The following is a 16,417-nucleotide window of genomic DNA, read 5'->3' on the forward strand; positions in this document are numbered from 1 at the left end:
CTAGAAATCCTTCACCCAGAAAATCCAAATTCCATCATAATCGCAAGGTGAATTGTTGACCCTAGGCATCGATAGGCCTTAACCTGTTGACATTGATTTCTAATCTGAATAACATCCGTCCTTCTCGTTTTTAGACATTCCTGTTCTTGGAAATCCGAGTAATAGGTCGTTACTCTCTCCGTTGGAAGCGTATCGATGACCGACATGCAATGCTTACAAATAATAACCCCCAAATCTATACACTTATTTTCCATGTGCAATTCACCCTTTCTCTTACCATATTTGCAACATAGACCACGCGGCAAGCATACGCCCATTCGTTGTCATACCATGCCAGCACCTTTATTTCATCGTTCATCACCAGTGTCGAAAGCCCATCCACAATAGCCGATTTGGCACAGCCGATATAGTCGGCGGACACGAGCGGCTCCGTTGAAAATCCAATATAAGGTGAGCTGCGGCTTGCAGGACGGCGTTTACTTCATTCACACTTGTATTTCTTGATATTTTAACGTGCTGGTCTTCATCCGTGATCACTTCGACGTTCGTCCGGCATCTTGATGCAGCTCGTTTCGGGGACAACTGCATATTCAGCGAACGTGATGAGAAGTGAGTTGTGGTATATCATTTGTCCGTCATGGCTCAATCGTGACGTGCCATCTAAGAGCGTTCCGGCAAACATTGGACCGAATGCAGATTCGCACAGGTTCACCTGTTCCGTTTGTCAAAATTCACAGATGCCGCAAAAAGGAACCCCGCTCAAAGCGACTTTATCTCCCGGTTTGACCGGACCTCTACTTCGGCTGCTGCACTTCAAAGGGTTACCGGATGGATTTGAACCGCCTAGATTGTGCGACTGCGTGGCGCACCAAAAAAACCGACTCAAAAATGAGACGGTTTCCGTTCAATATTTAAGATTTCGTTTCATCGCACCATGCTTGAATGAAGTGATCACGTATCTCTCACCCTTATCCATAACTTTATAAGACACGACATAACGATCAACTATGCAGTAATAGGTGTTGCGATATTCACGCGAAGGCATTGTCGTTCCCATGTTGACGACTGTTGTTTCCACTCGCCGTATTAATTTAATTTTGTAATCGATTGTTTCCTGCTGTGTGTAACGATCGCTCTTGATTTGTTGGATTCGACGCCGAGCCGTTTCGGTCCATTGAACGATCAATTACAATTCACCACGCTTTATCGCTTCAATTATGTCATCTGTGGAATAAACCTTCCCATTCTTGATGTCCTTTTCAGAATCCTCAATCATTTGTCTAATTTCGGGGTCTGAATCCAGATCATGAACGGGATTATAAATTTCATATTCCATGCCTGCAATTCGAATGAATTCTTTGTGGTCTTTATGATAGGAATCAATGACTGTTCCATCAGGACCTCTTAGACTAAATTGCATCTTGTTCGCCCCCTTTAACTTTAAATGAATTATATCATATTAATCGTTATATCTCATCCTTTACGATCTGCAAATCCTCAAGTCCCATACAGAAAGCAATACTAAAATCGTGGAAGAGGCCGCCTGATTCTAAATAAAATCAGGCGGCCTCCCCAGGCTGTGTTTTGAATAATTCCGTTTTCTATGACAAGTATCGCATTGCAGATCATGCTATCCTATATGCTGCATGGCTTTGCCTAGTCAGCCCCTTTTTCCTTTCCCTCCAAAGCTGCCAGACCAAGCGCAAGCGAGCCGCATAAGCCGGCATTGTCGCCAAGCCCCGGGGATACGATGTATTCGTCAATTCCGGTTAGCAGCGGCGCCGCACTGACGTAACCATTTAAATTTTTACCCACCTCGTTGCGAATCATAGGCAAGAGCTGCTTCTGATGCATGACCCCCCCGCCTAAGATGACACGTTTCGGTGAAAGCATGAGTATCGTAGTCGTCACTGCTTGTCCGAGATAATACGCCTCCATGGCCCATGCCGGATGATCCGCCCCAAGTTCACTGCCCTTCACGCCCCAGCGCTTCTCGATAGCGGGACCCGCAGCCATGCCCTCTAGACAATCGCCGTGATATGGACAGTTGCCCTCAAAGCGGTCCTCCGGGTGGCGTCTCGGCAATATATGCCCGCCCTCCGGATGAACCAAGCCGTGTACGAGATTGCCCTCGGAATATACGCCAACTCCGATTCCTGTACCAATCGTAAAATATACGCAGCTATCAAGTCCCCGTGCAGCGCCCCAAACCGCTTCGCCGTACGCGGCGGCATTCACATCCGTGTCCCATCCGAACGGCACGTTGAATTCCTGCTTCAACGTTTTCAGAAAAGGAAAGCCCGACCAGCCCGACTTTGGCGTTGTTGTCACGCTTCCATACGTTACGCTCGCACGATCAATATCGATAGGCCCGAACGTCCCGATGCCGATCGCTTTTGCATTTTTATCTTTAAAATAGGAGATAACCTGCTCCATTACCCGCTCCGGGTGCTCAGTAGGAAAGCTAACCCGATCTTCAATCACTCCATTTTCATTACCTATCCCGCATACAAACTTCGTGCCGCCCGCTTCAATTGCTCCAATTCGCATATGCTTGTTCTTCTCCTCATCCTAATCATTACGTAATCGTTTACGTAAAACTTATACAAGTACTATCGGATTTTACTCGTGTTCGTTCCGCTTAATCATTACGCAATCATTTTTCTTAATTATAGGAGGATTCAGCTATTGTCGTCAAGCCTATGCCTTGATTCTCAGAGCTGACGCACGAAAAAGTTTGTAGATCTTGCGAATGGCTAAAATACCGGTTTTTTCATGGCACCATATGAATTTTTCCGGCAAATTCCCGGCTGAGCAGCAGCATCACCACCTTTTCGAGGTATACTTTCGTTTTTGACCGCGTTTTTCCCATCAAATGGGCAGACCAGTAGCGTCGTATGGATTCGATGGATTTTTTATGCGAAATTGCCAGTCAAGAAGCAAAACGAAGTCGCGGCTTCTGTTCCTGCAGGTGCCGAATCCGTTTGTAGTCTATCCACGGTCCCTCAATGGTACCGCGTAACAGCCGGATAAATCCTCGAATGCCGAGTTCCAAGATGAGTTCCGCTACAACTTCAACCAGTCCAATCAGCTCATTCATCAAATGAGCCAGATGCATGAGATAGTGGTATCCTCTCATCGCATTCCAATCATAGGCGAAAACATGCTCGTATTGGTACCCTTGCCGTTTCTCTGGCAGGATGTCGTTCTCCAGCCCCCAACGGCTTCGGGCCATCTCGTTGCAACGCGCATGCAGATTGCGTTCATGGAGCGGAACGCTTGACAGCCATGCATGACGAGAGGTTTTCGTGACGACTTTCGCATTAGCATCCACTTCTTCCCACGTTTCTTCACAGACGACAACATGTACGGTTTGCTTCGACCGCGCATTGGAGCCATATTCGTATTCGATGTCATTCGTAAACCGAAAGGTTTGGTTTCTTCCCTTCCATGTGCGGGCGATCACCTGATCAGGATGAAGCTTCTGCAAGGCGTTCGCTTCTTTCCATACGCTGGGCAGCGAATCGTGTTGCAGCACGATCATAAATTCCCACCGGTTCTTGCGGCAAAGCGCTATGACTGGTCCATTGGCATACAGCCCATCTAGCAAGAGCGTAATCGGCAAGCGGGGAAACGCCGCTTTAAGCCGATCCGCCAGCCGGTAAAAAGCTTTCAATTCACAATCCTGCTTACTGCTGACTTCGTCCACCGTGTTGTCGAGAAATTCGCTCATGAGCGGCAATACCAAGCCATTTGGAAACACTGACTTAGCTTCCAGCAGATACACGTAATAGTGCGGTTCTTCTTTACCGCCCGGCTTCCGGTGCAATTGCTCTTCGGCCAAACACGTTTCCGTCACGAATTTTTGTGTGCCGTCTACCGCGATTAGGTACCGTTTCTTAATCAGGTAGTTTTGAAAGATGCGGCAAGCTTTCCAACTCTGGAAAAAGCGCCTTCAGATGTACTTTCCATTGGGAGAAATCCACTCCAATCCCTCACAAATCGTTTGAGCTAACTCGTTTCGCGTTAAGTGTGAGAATTGGCGGACGATGAACTTAATGTCCTCCAGTTCCTATTTCGTAAATATCCGTCCAGACAACAGTTCCGTATCCTTAATCAAATTTTCCGCCCCCTACATGAAAGCATCGCTTCGGTTCAGCCATGCGGTGAACGCAGCTATTACTTTCGGAAAACGGTCTGCTTGATCGATCTCCTCCTGCGGAATGCCGGTCTTCTTCTTTATAAAGCTGTTCAGCTTGGAGAAATAAACCGGTTTGATCAAGGCGGAGAACACAACCGTTTGCTACAAGGAGGAGTCTAAGCGGACTGCTCCGATCTCGATGACCTCCATCGGTAAATCGCTTGCAAACTTGCGGCCGTTGAATTCAATGTCCAAAATAATATAATCCAAAATAGTAACCCCCGATTGATGGCGATAGCTTGTGTTTTCCATTTTATCAGAAAAAACGGTCAAGCAGGGGAATACAATATTGGCAAAGGAAAAGCCTCCAGCTATACCATAAAGGTATGGGCTGGAGGCTTTGCGTTCTACCGCTTCGTACGGCGGGCGTTAAGCCATAAAGGAATGCGGAAAAGTAAATTGATGAGCAGCACAACGAATACGAGTACGGCTGCCGCTTTCTGAGCAATTTCTTGTGCATCGCCGACAATGGCCTCGGATTGCACGTACCATAAATGAACGGCTAGCGTAGCGCCGGGGGAGAACAGACTGAAATCCCACATTTCGCCTGAAGTCGTTACGCCGGCAGTCAAAATAATGACGGCACTCTCGCCAAATGCCCGTCCGGCAACAAGACAGATGCCCGTTATAATGCCGTTCAGCGAAGCAGGAATAAGTGCGCGTGAAATGGTCTGCAGGTGAGTGGCGCCAAGCGCGAAGGAAGCGCTCTTCAGCTCCTTTGGAACGGCCCGGATCGACTCCTCCGTAACCCGTGTCAATACAGGCAGGTTGAGAAACGCAAGGCTGATGCCGCCGCCGAGAATGGTCAGGCCGATCTGGAAATATTCGACGAACAGCGCGATACCGAATAAGCCGAAGATAATGGATGGTACGGAAGCGAGTCCTTCTACACAAATGCGTACGAAGCCGATCAGCTTATTGTCAGGCGCGAATTCGGCCAAATAAATGCCTGCGGCCATCCCGAGCGGAATCGCGATTGCTAATGAAATGAACAAAATGTAGAACGAGTTCAGCAGGGTCGGACCAATACCGCCGCCTTCTTCGATCTCGCTGGGCAGTCCGAACAGAAAGTCCCACGTCAGCTTGGGAAGACCGTCCTGAAGAATAAGATAGAGAAGACCAAATATGAATGCAATGATAATAATGCCGAGCGACCATACAACGGAAGTGAATAGGCGGTCTTTTAGCCGGTTTAAACTTTTCTTGCCGCTGAACGGATTCGCGAAGGGGTTCGTGGTAACGGCTTGCTTCATGCTTGCATCCCCTTTCTTTGAAGCCAGCGGATGGCAACGATCATAACCAGTGAAATAACGAGAAGCAGGAAGCCCATCAAATAAAGGGCATAGTTCCAGGTGGAGTCAAAAGGAACGTTCGAAATTTGCATAACGATGTTGCTCGTTAGCACGGATGTTGGCTTGAACAGGCTATCAGCCAGCTGCGGCGTATTACCGATAACCATAACAACGGCCATGGTCTCGCCGACTGCACGGGCCATGCCGAGAATGACGGCGTACATGATGCCGCCCTTTGCCGAAGGCAGAAGCACTCTCCATACCGTTTGGAAACGGGTGGCGCCTAATGCGTAGGAGGCATCGCTGAATTTTGCAGGAACCGCACTAATCGCATCGTCGCTTATGCGGCTTACCGTAGGGAGCACCATAATCGTCAGCACTAATGCTGCAGCGAGCAGGCCATCGCCCATACCGGTGCCTGTTACATCACGTATCAAAGGAATGAGTACCGTTAATCCAAGATAGCCATAGACGACTGACGGGATGCCTACAAGCAGATCGAGAACGGGCCGGAGCATGTTTTTCAGCCATGTAGGCACGAATACGGACAGGAAGACGGCGATAATCAGGGAGATCGGTACGCATATAAGCAGCGTTAACGCTGTTAAAGCAAAGGTGCCGAATATGAAAATAAGAGCACCGTATTGTTCATTTTCAGGGTTCCATTCCGCAGAGAAGAAGAAGTCCGCGAATGAAATTTGGCTGAAGGTTAAGACGCCTGTACGGAACATGAGAAACAAAATCATAAAGAGAATAAGGCATACAAAGCCGGCGCAGGCTACGCATAAATAACGGAACAAGCGGTTCGTGAAAAACAGGCGGGATCTCCGGTCAAACGGCTTGCTGCTCCCAGCCTTGATAGCGCTGCCGAGCTCGGCAGCGAGTCGCGGCTGCCGTCCGGCGTGAGATGATTCCAACATGATAATCGGCTCCTCCGATAAAGAGCGGCCGGCTTTGGCGCCTATTCGCGCAAGCCGGCCGCTCTTCCAAACTCAATTTATTTACGTTCTAGCAGTAAATGAAGGTTATTTAAATGCCGAGATCGGGATGAATTTCAGCTTTTTCAGCGATCCGTTTTGGAACTTCGTGCCTTGCACATATTTGATGAATTCTTTTGTTGCACCGGTAGGCTGGCCTTTAGTCATGTAGTAACCGTAGCCCCATACCTTGTACTTACCGTTAATAACGTTAGCTTCCGTTGGTGCAATGTCATTAATTTTTACGGCAGTCATTTTGTCGGTTACGTAGGCAAGGTCCATATAGCCAATCGCATTAGGCGTTGTTTCGATCGTGGACTTCATGTCGCCGCTCGTTTTTACTTCTTTGTAGTTATCGCCTTTTGTCATGAAATTTGTACCATTAAGCGCTTTGTCTTGGAAATTAACGCGTGTACCGGAACCGAAAGTACGGTTAACGACGATGATTTCAGCATCTTTTCCGCCAACTTCCTTCCAGTTTTTAATTTTGCCGGAGAAGATGCCTTGCAAATCTTTTGTCGTAAGGTTAGTTACGGTAACATTCTTGTTTACAACCGCTGCGAAAGGAATAATAGCTACTTTGTGAGCGACTTGACCTTCGAATCTTTTGAAGCCGGGAACGTCTTTCGAAGCATCCCAGTCTACGGCGCCGATGTTAGCGATGCCTTTGCGGACAGCTTGCGGTCCTGTAATCGAACCGGCAGCGGATGCGGAAATTTTAACCTTAGGGTGCAGCTTTTTGAACTCGCTGGCTGCTTGTAATGTCAACGGAAGAAGGGCAGATGAGCCGTTAATGACGATTTTGCCGCTAAGCTTGCTTGCTGCGGTAACAGTAGGAGTGGAAGCGGGTACTGAGCTGAAGCCGATTACGGCAATAAGCGCAGCTATTGTAAGTTGTTTAAACCATTTCATTTGGTATGACCTCCGTTAATTAGTTAGTGATGTTTTTCCACTTGCCATTGACGAAAACAGCAAGCTGTCCGTCCAGAAGCACTGCGATATTCGCATTGCCGGATACGATCAATTCAGAAACGCTGTCGGATACGGTTTGAATGAGTGTGCTGGCACCAGTGATTCTGTTGATCCTGTAGATCGCGTTGGTGCTGTCACCTTCTGCAGTTAAGAGGTAAAGCTTGCTTCCGCCCTGAACGAGCTGGTACACATCCTTGTCAGCGAAGACAGTTATGCTAGTTTTGCCCGTGTTGTCTACGGAAACCAATTGGCCGACACTTGCATCGTCTGCGCTTATGCTCACGTAGTTCACTTTGGAGCCGTCAGCCGCCAGCTTCAGAAACACTTTTTCGGTTGCATCCTTTGTAAGCTGGACCGGTTTGTTGCCTGCAACAGCAGAGTTATAGAAGTAAATTTGCGGCTCAGTGCCAGTCGCATCGATCACTACGTCATCAAGCTCAACGTCTTTGCTGCTGTCAGCCGTTACTTTCGGCTGCTTGAACACGTAGTATGCAAATTTCGTGCCGTCTGCCGATACTTCCAGGTTCGCTTTGTAATCGACTTTGTCCTCAAGCATTTTAGAGACAGTTCCGTCTGCCAGCTTCAGCTTCGCGATTACGGAGCTTTTTTCGCCTTGCAGGTAGAAGAGGGACGAGCCGTCCTGCGACCATTGCAGCTCGTTCTTGATCGAGCTGTCCGTGCTTACCTGCACCGATTTCTTCGTGCTCAAATCAATCGTGTAGACAGCGCCATTCGCATCGGAGTAGGCAACGCTCATGCCATCCGGGGAAACGATAAGGTCAGATGTATCGGATGAAGTGAGCAGAAGCTCGTATTTGCCGGTTGCAGCGTCAACCAAGTAATCTTCGCGCCCGGTTTCATTCGTATTCGATACAAGCAGCTTCGAGGAGTTGATCCATACCGCATGCTCTGCTCCTGCAAGAAGCTCGATTGTTGTGATGGATGCACTTTCCGCGTCCGCAGAATATGTTCCGCCCAAAGCCTTCACAAATGCTGCCGGTTCAATGAAAGTCGTGTAGCTTACTGCTTTTGCCGGGTGCTGAAGGGAGACGGCAACGCCGTTAACCGTAATTGTTTTCGAAGCAGCCTTTAGCTTCACTGTGTTTTGACCAAACTTAACGACAACGGTGCCGTCTTTGTTAATATGCAGCGTTGCGCCGATAGCGTTAACGATGTCACGAACCGAAGCAAGCGTTACGCTGGCGTCTGTGATGGTCCGAATGGCAACCGGATTCGCATTGACGACAAACGTCTTGCTGCCGATTTGAACAGCCTGCATTGCGGCAGCGGTTTGTGCCAATACGGGAGTGACGGCTGTTGCGCTTAAAGCTGCTGCGATCATGGAGATAACCATTGCTTTTTTCATTTGCATGGAATGGGGTCACCTTTCTCATATCGAATATTTTTTTAAAAACCGAATGTCCGACGGCCTCTGTCGGTATGTATGTAGGCTTTATCCCTCCCAGGCAGTGTTTGTTCGGAACGTTTCGTGCTTGTTCGATCATTTACTATCAAATAATAACAACCTTTTATTATCCTATTATTTAGAAATTGCAATGAATTTGTAAATGTTAGGCATGGTAGAAGGTGGAATCAATTGATTTTAGCTTCCTTTTACAATAGAAATTTCCCTAACGAATGGACTACTTTTTTAAAATGGATTTTGGAGACTGTCGATTAAGAACCAAAGGTGTTGGGTGAGGCTATCTAGCGGTAATTTGTGGTCTATTGTGTACCGCCGGCCATCAAACCGACCTCAAACACGCCATGACCTACTGCTCTGAATTAGAGCTAGAAACTAGCTCTATTTCATCCAAACTAACCAAAAATTGAAAATATAGAGCTAGAAATTAGCTCAATTGGGCACTGCCGGGGTAGCGAACAGCTCTCATCCAAAAAGACTGATTACTCGCTCTATTGCAGCCTGTAACGGAGAACGGAGAAATCGAGGAAATAGCGTACGATTTATGCATGTTCGACTGTCTCAAAATACAGCCATGCTGCAACCTTTTTTGGCGCGTAGACGTTCTAAGGATAGAAAGCAACGAACAAGAAGAATAGGTGGACGACCATGAAGAAACGATGGAGAACGGCCATGGCAGCTATCGTCGTGTAAGTGAAGATTGAAGCGCTGCAGGAGAAGGGGATCATAAGAGGGGCTAAGCTTTATTGAAGCACATCAAGACAATACCGTCATGGAGCCGGAGTCAAACAGCTAATAAAAAAATCAGAAAGTAGTTGAGCAGAGTGCTGAAAGCCTCATCAACTACTTTTTATTATGGGCGAATCAGGATGATTTCCACACCGAAGTCGGTCTCTATCCAAGCGCGATCAGCAGTTAACACAGGACATGCTAAATGTTTGCCTAACGTCAAACAAGCCAAGTCTCCCAAGGATAGGCCAAAAGGTTTGGCTACAGCCCTCATCAAGCCGATTTGAACGGCTAAAGATGCATTCAAATCAAACACTTGAATTCCGAGCAACTGTAGCAATGGCATTAATTGATCGGATGACAACCCGATATGTTGAGTTTTCCCGATTACTTCCGCTAAGTTAACAGCAGATAGAACTGTCAGATTGTGCATATGTTGAGAAACCGCATCATGTCCAGGTTCTTTGTATAACAATGCCAAAAGGGCGGATGCATCAAGAACAACCGTTTTAATCATGATCGGATTGTTCCTTTCGTTCTGCAATGAGTTCTTCTGAAAGGATCCGACCGTCGACTGCGTATCCTGCTAATTGTTCCTGAACATATTCGATTGCTTGTGTTCGAGTCATTAGTATCATTTTTCCCTTTTCAAGATGCAAAAGCAACTCGTCACCCACTTTAATGCCGAGAGCTTTCCGAAATTCAGACGGGATGACAATTCGGCCGCCTTCTCCAAGCTTAATCGGAGTTTGTTCCATATTCCATGCCTCCTTATTAAGTGACAGAAATTATAATATGTGGCATTTCAATTATACAATGACATCAATTTGTTTTCAATGGCATGGAATCCGGATTGTTCCAATTTATTCGGTGGCGTAGAAACCATAAAGCTCCCGCACGATTTTGCCAATCTCAAGCTTCAAGCTTTGAGGCTCCAGGACGCGGACGGTCGAAGTATAGGATAACAACAATGCCGGCAAATATTTCATCATTACCTCTTCATCTATACTAAGCCCAAGCGTTTGGCCGTCGCGCTTTACTACGCAGTTCCGCAAATACCAATGGCCGGAAAGCCGCTTCAGACTATCTGCTGTTCCCTCAATAAGCACGAAGCAGGCTTCATCGCCGCTGGTTTCTTGTACGGCAGTAACTTGTTCAAAATAAGTCTTTACGGAAAAGTCCGGCGGAACATGGAATGTGCGCCCGGTTTCGACAAGCTGCTGCATACGATCGACGCGAAATGTTCGTACAGCCTGTCTCCTGTGACAATACGCAGCGATATACCATTTATTCGACCGGTACGCTAATCCATAAAGATCCAGCTCCCGCTAAAAAAAGGTTGATGCCTGAATGACAGACATCAACCTTCAATATGGAGATTAAATTTTCACTAGCCGATTAAGGAAACCAAGCTCTTAAACTCCAATTCCTCAAACTTCCGCAGCACGCTGTCGCGGTTATATGCCCAGCAGCAGCCGGCCAGCTCGGCGGCCACAGGAGCGTCGCAGCATCGTTGCCAAATCGCGGGATAGATGGAGCATCTCGAGATCGGCCTCGATTTTCGCGCGAACCGTTTTGGATATGGCATCGAGGTTAGCCAGCAAGCTATCGATCGAGCCATGCTCCTGTATGAGCTTATGCGCCGTTTTCTCGCCGATTCCTTTGACGCCGGGATAGTTGTCGCTCGTGTCGCCCATCAGTCCTTTTAGGTCGATAATTTGTGCGGGCGTCAGCTGACGTTCCTCCATTAGGCTCGCGGGCGTATAGACCATGTAATTGCCGATCCCCTTCTTCATAATCGCAACCGATACGCGGTCATCGACGAGCTGAAGCATGTCATGATCGCCGGTTACGACGAAGATTTGGGCCTGGCTCTTGAGCGCTGCTGCCAACGTGCCGATGCAATCATCGGCCTCGAAACCCTCAATGCCGATATTCGGCACGTCAAAGCTGGCAACGACCTCCTTCACCAGATCGAACTGGGGAATTAAATCCTCAGGGGCCGCCGGCCTGTTCGATTTGTAGCCGTCATATTGCGCGGTACGAAACGTCTTGCTTCCCATATCCCAGCAGCATGCCACATGAGTGGGATTAAAGGTATTGACCGCGTCCATAAAATAACGAACAAAGCCGTGTACTGCATTTACCGGTAATCCTGCGCTCGTTTTACGAACGCTGCCGCCGAATGACGTAGCAAAATACGCGCGAAACAAAATAGCCATTCCGTCTACCAACAGCAATCGCTGTTCATTCATCCCTTCAGGCTCCCTTCAAACTCTCTAAAACATATTCTATCATTTATTGCCACGAATGAAGCATCCAATTCTTCTCGCCGCTTCCTTCAGACGATCTTCGCTCTCTACAAGTGCAATTCGCACGTAACCTTCGCCCTCTGAGCCGAACGCCTCTCCCGGCACTACGACCACGCCGGTTTTCTTCAGCATTTCCTGGGAAATTCGTCTTGAGCTCCATGGTTCATCAAGCGACCATTGCATCGGCGGAAGCTGCGCCCATACGAACATCGTCGCTTTCGGCGCGGCAACCGACCAGCCCTCTGCTTGAAGCGCCTCGATAAGCGTATTTCGCCGCAGCTCGTAAAGCTTGCCCGCTTTCGGAGCATTCGGACTTTCCATCGCTTCCTTCAGAGCAAAGATTCCCGCCTCTTGAACGGGATCGAATACGCCGTAATCGATATTGGCCTTCAGCTCGCGCAGCGCGCCGACGGCCTCCCGATTGCCCGCCAAGAAGCCGATCCGGCAGCCTGCCATATTAAAGCTTTTGGATAACGAATGAAACTCGACCGCCTGGTCAATGGCCCCTGGAATTTGCAAAATGCTCGGCGGCTCGCAGCCGTCGAAGCCCATCTCGGAATAAGCTAAATCATGCACAACAAGCACATGATGACGCCGCGCCTTATCCAGCAGACGCTCAAAAAATGCGAGGTCAGCGACGGCGGATATCGGATTGTTTGGATAATTGAGCAAAATAAATGACGCTCGGTCCCATTCCTCATCGGGAACGGCATCCAAATCCGGCATAAAGCCATTTTCTTCGCGCAGAGGCATAAGCACGCATTCTACGCCTGCAAGCGCTAAAGATGCCGAATAGATCGGATAACCCGGATTAGGGAGCAAGGCCATGTCCCCGGGATCGCACAGCGACATCGCCAGATGCGCAAGGCCATCCTGCGACCCGAGCAGCGTAACGATCTCGTCCGCCGGATCAAGCCCGACGCCGAATCGATGCCTCATCCAATCGGCCGCGCTTTGCCGGAAGGGCAGCCCGCTCTTTGTTGCCGGATAGGCGTACATATCGGTACGAAGCGCCGCTTCGCTAAGCGCTTGCCGCACGGCAGGAGAAGGCGGCTGATCCGGACTTCCGATTCCGAGATCGATGATATCGAGTCCGCTCGCCGCGGCCTCCATTTTCCAGACAGCTACTTCGGCAAATATAGATGATCCAAGCTGCGACAGCCTCGCGGATCTCCATTTCGGTTGCGACATTTGCCCACTCACCCTTTTCCGTTGTTCCAAACTTGTTCATACTGCTCTTCCTTGTACCCTACGGTTATCTTCATGCCGTCCGTTACGATTGGTCGCTTAATGAGCATACCGTTCGAGGCAAGCAGCGCATATTTTTCATCCTCAGACATCGTGGCCAGCTTATCCTTCAAGCCAAGCTCCTTGTACACTTCGCCGGAAGTGTTAAAAAACTTCTTCAGCTCCAGTCCGCTGTTCGCTACCCATTCCTTCAGCTCGCCGGCTGTCGGCGTTTGTTCTACGATATTCCTCGAAATAACCTCATACCCTTTGCCTTGCAATGATTTAACGGCCGCTCTGCATGTACCGCATTTCGGATATTGTATAATCGTTAATTGATTTTGTCTGTTCATAGCTGCGAATCCTCCTAATTCCCTTCATAATTATGAAGGTTTATTCCAATTACGGTTTCGCCTTATTCTGCGCAAGGATCTGCTCCAGTCGTTCAAGCTCAGGAGGAAGAGGCGCCTGCCACTCCATCCATGATTTCGTAATCGGATGCCTAAAGCCGAGCGTTTCGGCATGCAGCGCCTGTCTGCCGACAGCATTCTCCCAATCGTTGATTGCCCCGTCCTTCGGCCCATACATTTTATCGCCGATGAGCGGACAACCGATATGCTGCATATGCACGCGTATTTGATGCGTTCTTCCAGTCTCCAGCTTCAGCCTGACGGCTGCCGCGGCAGGCTTCTCTCCCTCGGCCCGGAAACGCTTTGCGGTTTCGTAATGCGTAACCGATGGATAGCCTTCCGGCGTTACGATTCGAATATGAGGCTCGTCCGGATTACGGTCAATCGGTGCATCGACCGTTCCTTTAATCGGCTCGGGACAACCATACACATAAGCCCGATATAACTTCAAGAAACCGTTCGCTTGCATTTGCCCGGATAATTGCTGATGCACATAAGAGGTTTTCGCAATGGCGACAAGGCCGGACGTTTCTTCATCCAGACGATGAACAGGTCTGAATCGAACCCGCTCTCCACGCTCCTGCCAATGATAGACGACGCCATTCGCCATCGTGCCTGTATAGTGACCATGGGTCGGATGCACGATCATACCCGCCGGTTTATTCACGATAAGCAAATCCTCATCCTCGAATACGATTTGAATCGGAATAGGCTGCGGCAAAATATCTCCAGACACTTCCCGCTCCATCCGGACGCGAATGATATCGCCTTGCACGACTGGCGCTGTCGTATAAGCACGTTTCTCATTGACCGTGAGACCATGCTCTGTTAGCTTAACCTGCGAAAGCAGCTTTCGCGATACGCCTAACTGCCGCTCAAGCACCGTCCGTACCGTCTTACCATGCTCCGCTTCGGTAACGACGGCCACTAACGGTTTATAATAAAATTGATCTAGCGATTCCATCATTTTTTCGGCTTCCGGAACACTTCCGCGCTCCGGACATACTCGGTATCGGGCACTCCGAGCTTCGCGTTCGCGACTCTCGCAGCCGCGAAGAAAAAGTCCGACAGGCGGTTTAGATAGGTCAGAACCTCACCGTTAATCTCTTGCCCGGCCGCCAAAGTCACGACGCGGCGTTCCGCGCGGCGGCAAACCGTTCTGCATACGTGCAGCAGCGCTGCTACCGAGCTTCCGCCTGGTAAAATAAATCTCGTAATTTCCGGCGCTTCCGCAATATATTGATCAATCCAGCCTTCTAATCGCACGGCCGGCTCCGCCGATATTTTCAAGGGAGCGCCTTCCTTGGCATAGGCAAGATCCGAGCCGCAATCAAACAGCTCCTGCTGGATATCGACCAGCCAGCCTGCCATTTCCGCCAGCTCCCCGTGTTTCGCCGCCTCGGCGGCCGCTTGGCCGACAAAGCAATTCAGCTCATCGATCGTACCATAGGCTTCCACGCGAATATCGTCCTTCCGAACACGCCCGCCTATAAGCGATGTCTGACCTTTATCTCCCGTTCTCGTATATAATCTCATATTCCTTAGCTCCTCTCGGTCATCCGATTGATTGCATTTATGCAAACAGCAGGCCGGATTTGCTCCTGACCTGCTGTTCGATACGTGTAAGCATCATCCATTCCTAGCCCTGCCGCTTCAGCTTATAGACGAACTGTCCGATCCGCTCTATCGCTTCGGTCAGATTCGCGACGGAGGTCGCGTACGAGCAGCGAAGATGCCCTTCGCCCCCGAGACCGAATACATCGCCCGGCACTGCCGCAACGTTTGCCTCGTCAAGCAACCGCTGCGCGAACTGCTCGCTCGTCAGCCCTGTCGACGCAATCGATGGGAAGGCATAAAATGCACCTTGCGGCTCGTGGCATGAAAGCCCGATTTCCCGGAAGCCCTTTACCACGAGGCGCCGCCGCTGATTATAAGCCTCAACCATCCTATCCTTTTCTTCCAGACCATGCTGCAGCGCTTCAAGTGCAGCGTATTGCGCCATAATCGGAGCGCACATGACGGTGTACTGATGAATCTTGAGCATCGCTGCGATAAGGTCGCTGTGACCGCAAGCATAGCCCATCCGCCAGCCCGTCATCGCAAAGGCTTTGGAAAAGCCGCTGACCAGAATCGTACGGTCCTTCATACCCGGCATTGCCGCAAAGCTCACATGCTTCGAGCCGTAAGAAAGCTCCGCATAAATCTCATCAGAAATGACAATAAGGTCATTCTCTTCAACAAGCTTGGCAATCGGCAGCCAATCCTCGAACGTCATCGTTCCGCCTGTCGGATTGCTGGGATAACATAAAATGAGTACTTTCGAACGCGGTGTAATAACAGCCTTCAGCGACTCCGCCTTCAGCTTGAACTCATCCTTCGCATAGGTTTCGATCCCTACGGGTTTCCCCCCGCTGAGAGCCGTTATAGGGGAATAAGAAATATAGCATGGCTCTGGAATGAGTATTTCGTCGCCAGGCGCAATTAAGGCCCGAAGCGCAAGATCAATCGCTTCGCTGCCGCCTACCGTAACAAGAACTTCTGTTGCCGGATTATATTCCACCGAGAATTGATCATGCAAATATTGGCCGATTGCCCCGCGAAGCTCAGGCATACCGGCGTTTGACGTATACTGCGTCTTTCCCGTTTCCAGCGAATAAACCGCTGCTTCCCGAACATGCCATGGCGTGACGAAGTCAGGCTCTCCGACTCCTAGAGTGATGACATCCTTACGCGTGCTGACCAAATCAAAAAACCGGCGGATACCCGACGGTTTGATGCCCCGAACGAGCGGGGACAAATAATCAGCCATCGTTTGTTGCTGCACGGATACGGAGGGTTGTTTCTGTTCATCTCTAATCATGGCCTTCACCCTTT

At 49.4% G+C, this 16,417-nt stretch carries 17 protein-coding genes and 3 pseudogenes; all 20 read right to left on the bottom strand.

Annotation, left to right across the window (positions count from 1 at the left end; genetic code table 11):
- Positions 1-235: 235 nt before the first annotated feature.
- Positions 236-451, bottom strand: a pseudogene (locus L1N85_RS14280) (type I glyceraldehyde-3-phosphate dehydrogenase); the annotation flags it as partial.
- Between the two features lie 453 nt (positions 452-904).
- Positions 905-1,186: a type II toxin-antitoxin system RelE/ParE family toxin gene (locus L1N85_RS14285; RefSeq protein WP_235239637.1), complete on the bottom strand. Its 282-nt coding sequence runs from the start codon at positions 1,184-1,186 to the stop codon at positions 905-907.
- A complete protein-coding gene (locus tag L1N85_RS14290; RefSeq protein WP_235239639.1) occupies positions 1,187-1,420 on the bottom strand; it encodes a hypothetical protein in 234 nt (77 codons plus the stop codon).
- A gap of 236 nt (positions 1,421-1,656) precedes the next feature.
- Complete coding sequence (locus tag L1N85_RS14295) at positions 1,657-2,550, bottom strand: ROK family protein (protein ID WP_235239640.1); 894 nt, start codon at positions 2,548-2,550, stop codon at positions 1,657-1,659.
- Between the two features lie 382 nt (positions 2,551-2,932).
- Positions 2,933-3,859 carry a hypothetical protein gene (locus L1N85_RS14300; RefSeq protein ID WP_235239642.1) on the bottom strand — a complete coding sequence of 309 codons (927 nt, stop codon included), beginning with the start codon at positions 3,857-3,859 and terminating at the stop codon, positions 2,933-2,935.
- Positions 3,860-4,132: 273 nt separating this feature from the next.
- Complete coding sequence (locus L1N85_RS14305; RefSeq protein WP_235239644.1) at positions 4,133-4,282, bottom strand: 3'-5' exonuclease family protein; 150 nt, start codon at positions 4,280-4,282, stop codon at positions 4,133-4,135.
- A gap of 266 nt (positions 4,283-4,548) precedes the next feature.
- Positions 4,549-5,454: a phosphate ABC transporter permease PstA gene (gene pstA, locus L1N85_RS14310; RefSeq protein ID WP_235239646.1), complete on the bottom strand. Its 906-nt coding sequence runs from the start codon at positions 5,452-5,454 to the stop codon at positions 4,549-4,551.
- Positions 5,451-6,413, bottom strand: a complete 963-nt coding sequence (gene pstC, locus L1N85_RS14315) for a phosphate ABC transporter permease subunit PstC (protein WP_235239648.1) — start codon at positions 6,411-6,413, stop codon at positions 5,451-5,453. The genes pstA and pstC overlap by 4 nt, the downstream gene beginning before the upstream one ends.
- A 105-nt stretch (positions 6,414-6,518) precedes the next feature.
- Positions 6,519-7,382, bottom strand: coding sequence for a phosphate ABC transporter substrate-binding protein (locus tag L1N85_RS14320; RefSeq protein WP_235239651.1), 864 nt, complete (start codon positions 7,380-7,382; stop codon positions 6,519-6,521).
- Positions 7,383-7,401: 19 nt separating this feature from the next.
- Positions 7,402-8,814, bottom strand: a complete 1,413-nt coding sequence (locus L1N85_RS14325; protein WP_235239653.1) for a stalk domain-containing protein — start codon at positions 8,812-8,814, stop codon at positions 7,402-7,404.
- 904 nt (positions 8,815-9,718) lie between these two features.
- Complete coding sequence (locus tag L1N85_RS14330) at positions 9,719-10,111, bottom strand: PIN domain-containing protein (RefSeq protein WP_235239655.1); 393 nt, start codon at positions 10,109-10,111, stop codon at positions 9,719-9,721.
- Positions 10,104-10,352 carry an AbrB/MazE/SpoVT family DNA-binding domain-containing protein gene (locus L1N85_RS14335; protein WP_235239657.1) on the bottom strand — a complete coding sequence of 83 codons (249 nt, stop codon included), beginning with the start codon at positions 10,350-10,352 and terminating at the stop codon, positions 10,104-10,106. Before L1N85_RS14335 ends, L1N85_RS14330 begins: the two co-directional genes overlap by 8 nt.
- A 105-nt stretch (positions 10,353-10,457) precedes the next feature.
- Positions 10,458-10,820, bottom strand: coding sequence for a hypothetical protein (locus L1N85_RS14340; RefSeq protein WP_456238769.1), 363 nt, complete (start codon positions 10,818-10,820; stop codon positions 10,458-10,460).
- A pseudogene (locus L1N85_RS28170) lies at positions 10,821-10,916 on the bottom strand (WYL domain-containing protein); the annotation flags it as partial.
- 68 nt (positions 10,917-10,984) lie between these two features.
- Positions 10,985-11,849, bottom strand: a pseudogene (locus L1N85_RS14345) (5'-3' exonuclease).
- Between the two features lie 39 nt (positions 11,850-11,888).
- A complete protein-coding gene (locus tag L1N85_RS14350; protein WP_235239659.1) occupies positions 11,889-13,097 on the bottom strand; it encodes an aminotransferase class I/II-fold pyridoxal phosphate-dependent enzyme in 1,209 nt (402 codons plus the stop codon).
- Between the two features lie 8 nt (positions 13,098-13,105).
- Positions 13,106-13,486 (bottom strand): arsenate reductase family protein, encoded by a 381-nt coding sequence (locus tag L1N85_RS14355; RefSeq protein WP_235239661.1) that lies wholly within the window; start codon positions 13,484-13,486, stop codon positions 13,106-13,108.
- 49 nt (positions 13,487-13,535) lie between these two features.
- On the bottom strand, positions 13,536-14,510 hold the full coding sequence (locus tag L1N85_RS14360) for an RluA family pseudouridine synthase (RefSeq protein ID WP_235239663.1): 975 nt from the start codon (positions 14,508-14,510) through the stop codon (positions 13,536-13,538).
- The gene (locus L1N85_RS14365) at positions 14,507-15,079 is read right to left on the bottom strand and encodes a cob(I)yrinic acid a,c-diamide adenosyltransferase (RefSeq protein WP_235239665.1); all 573 of its coding nucleotides are present in this window, start codon (positions 15,077-15,079) and stop codon (positions 14,507-14,509) included. The genes L1N85_RS14360 and L1N85_RS14365 overlap by 4 nt, the downstream gene beginning before the upstream one ends.
- Before the next feature lie 103 nt (positions 15,080-15,182).
- Entirely contained in the window at positions 15,183-16,403 is a 1,221-nt protein-coding gene (locus tag L1N85_RS14370; RefSeq protein ID WP_328285215.1) for an aminotransferase class I/II-fold pyridoxal phosphate-dependent enzyme, read from the bottom strand.
- Between the last annotated feature and the right edge of the window lie 14 nt (positions 16,404-16,417).

It is taken from the genome of Paenibacillus alkaliterrae (assembly GCF_021532375.1).
GTDB lineage: Bacteria > Bacillota > Bacilli > Paenibacillales > Paenibacillaceae > Pristimantibacillus > Pristimantibacillus alkaliterrae.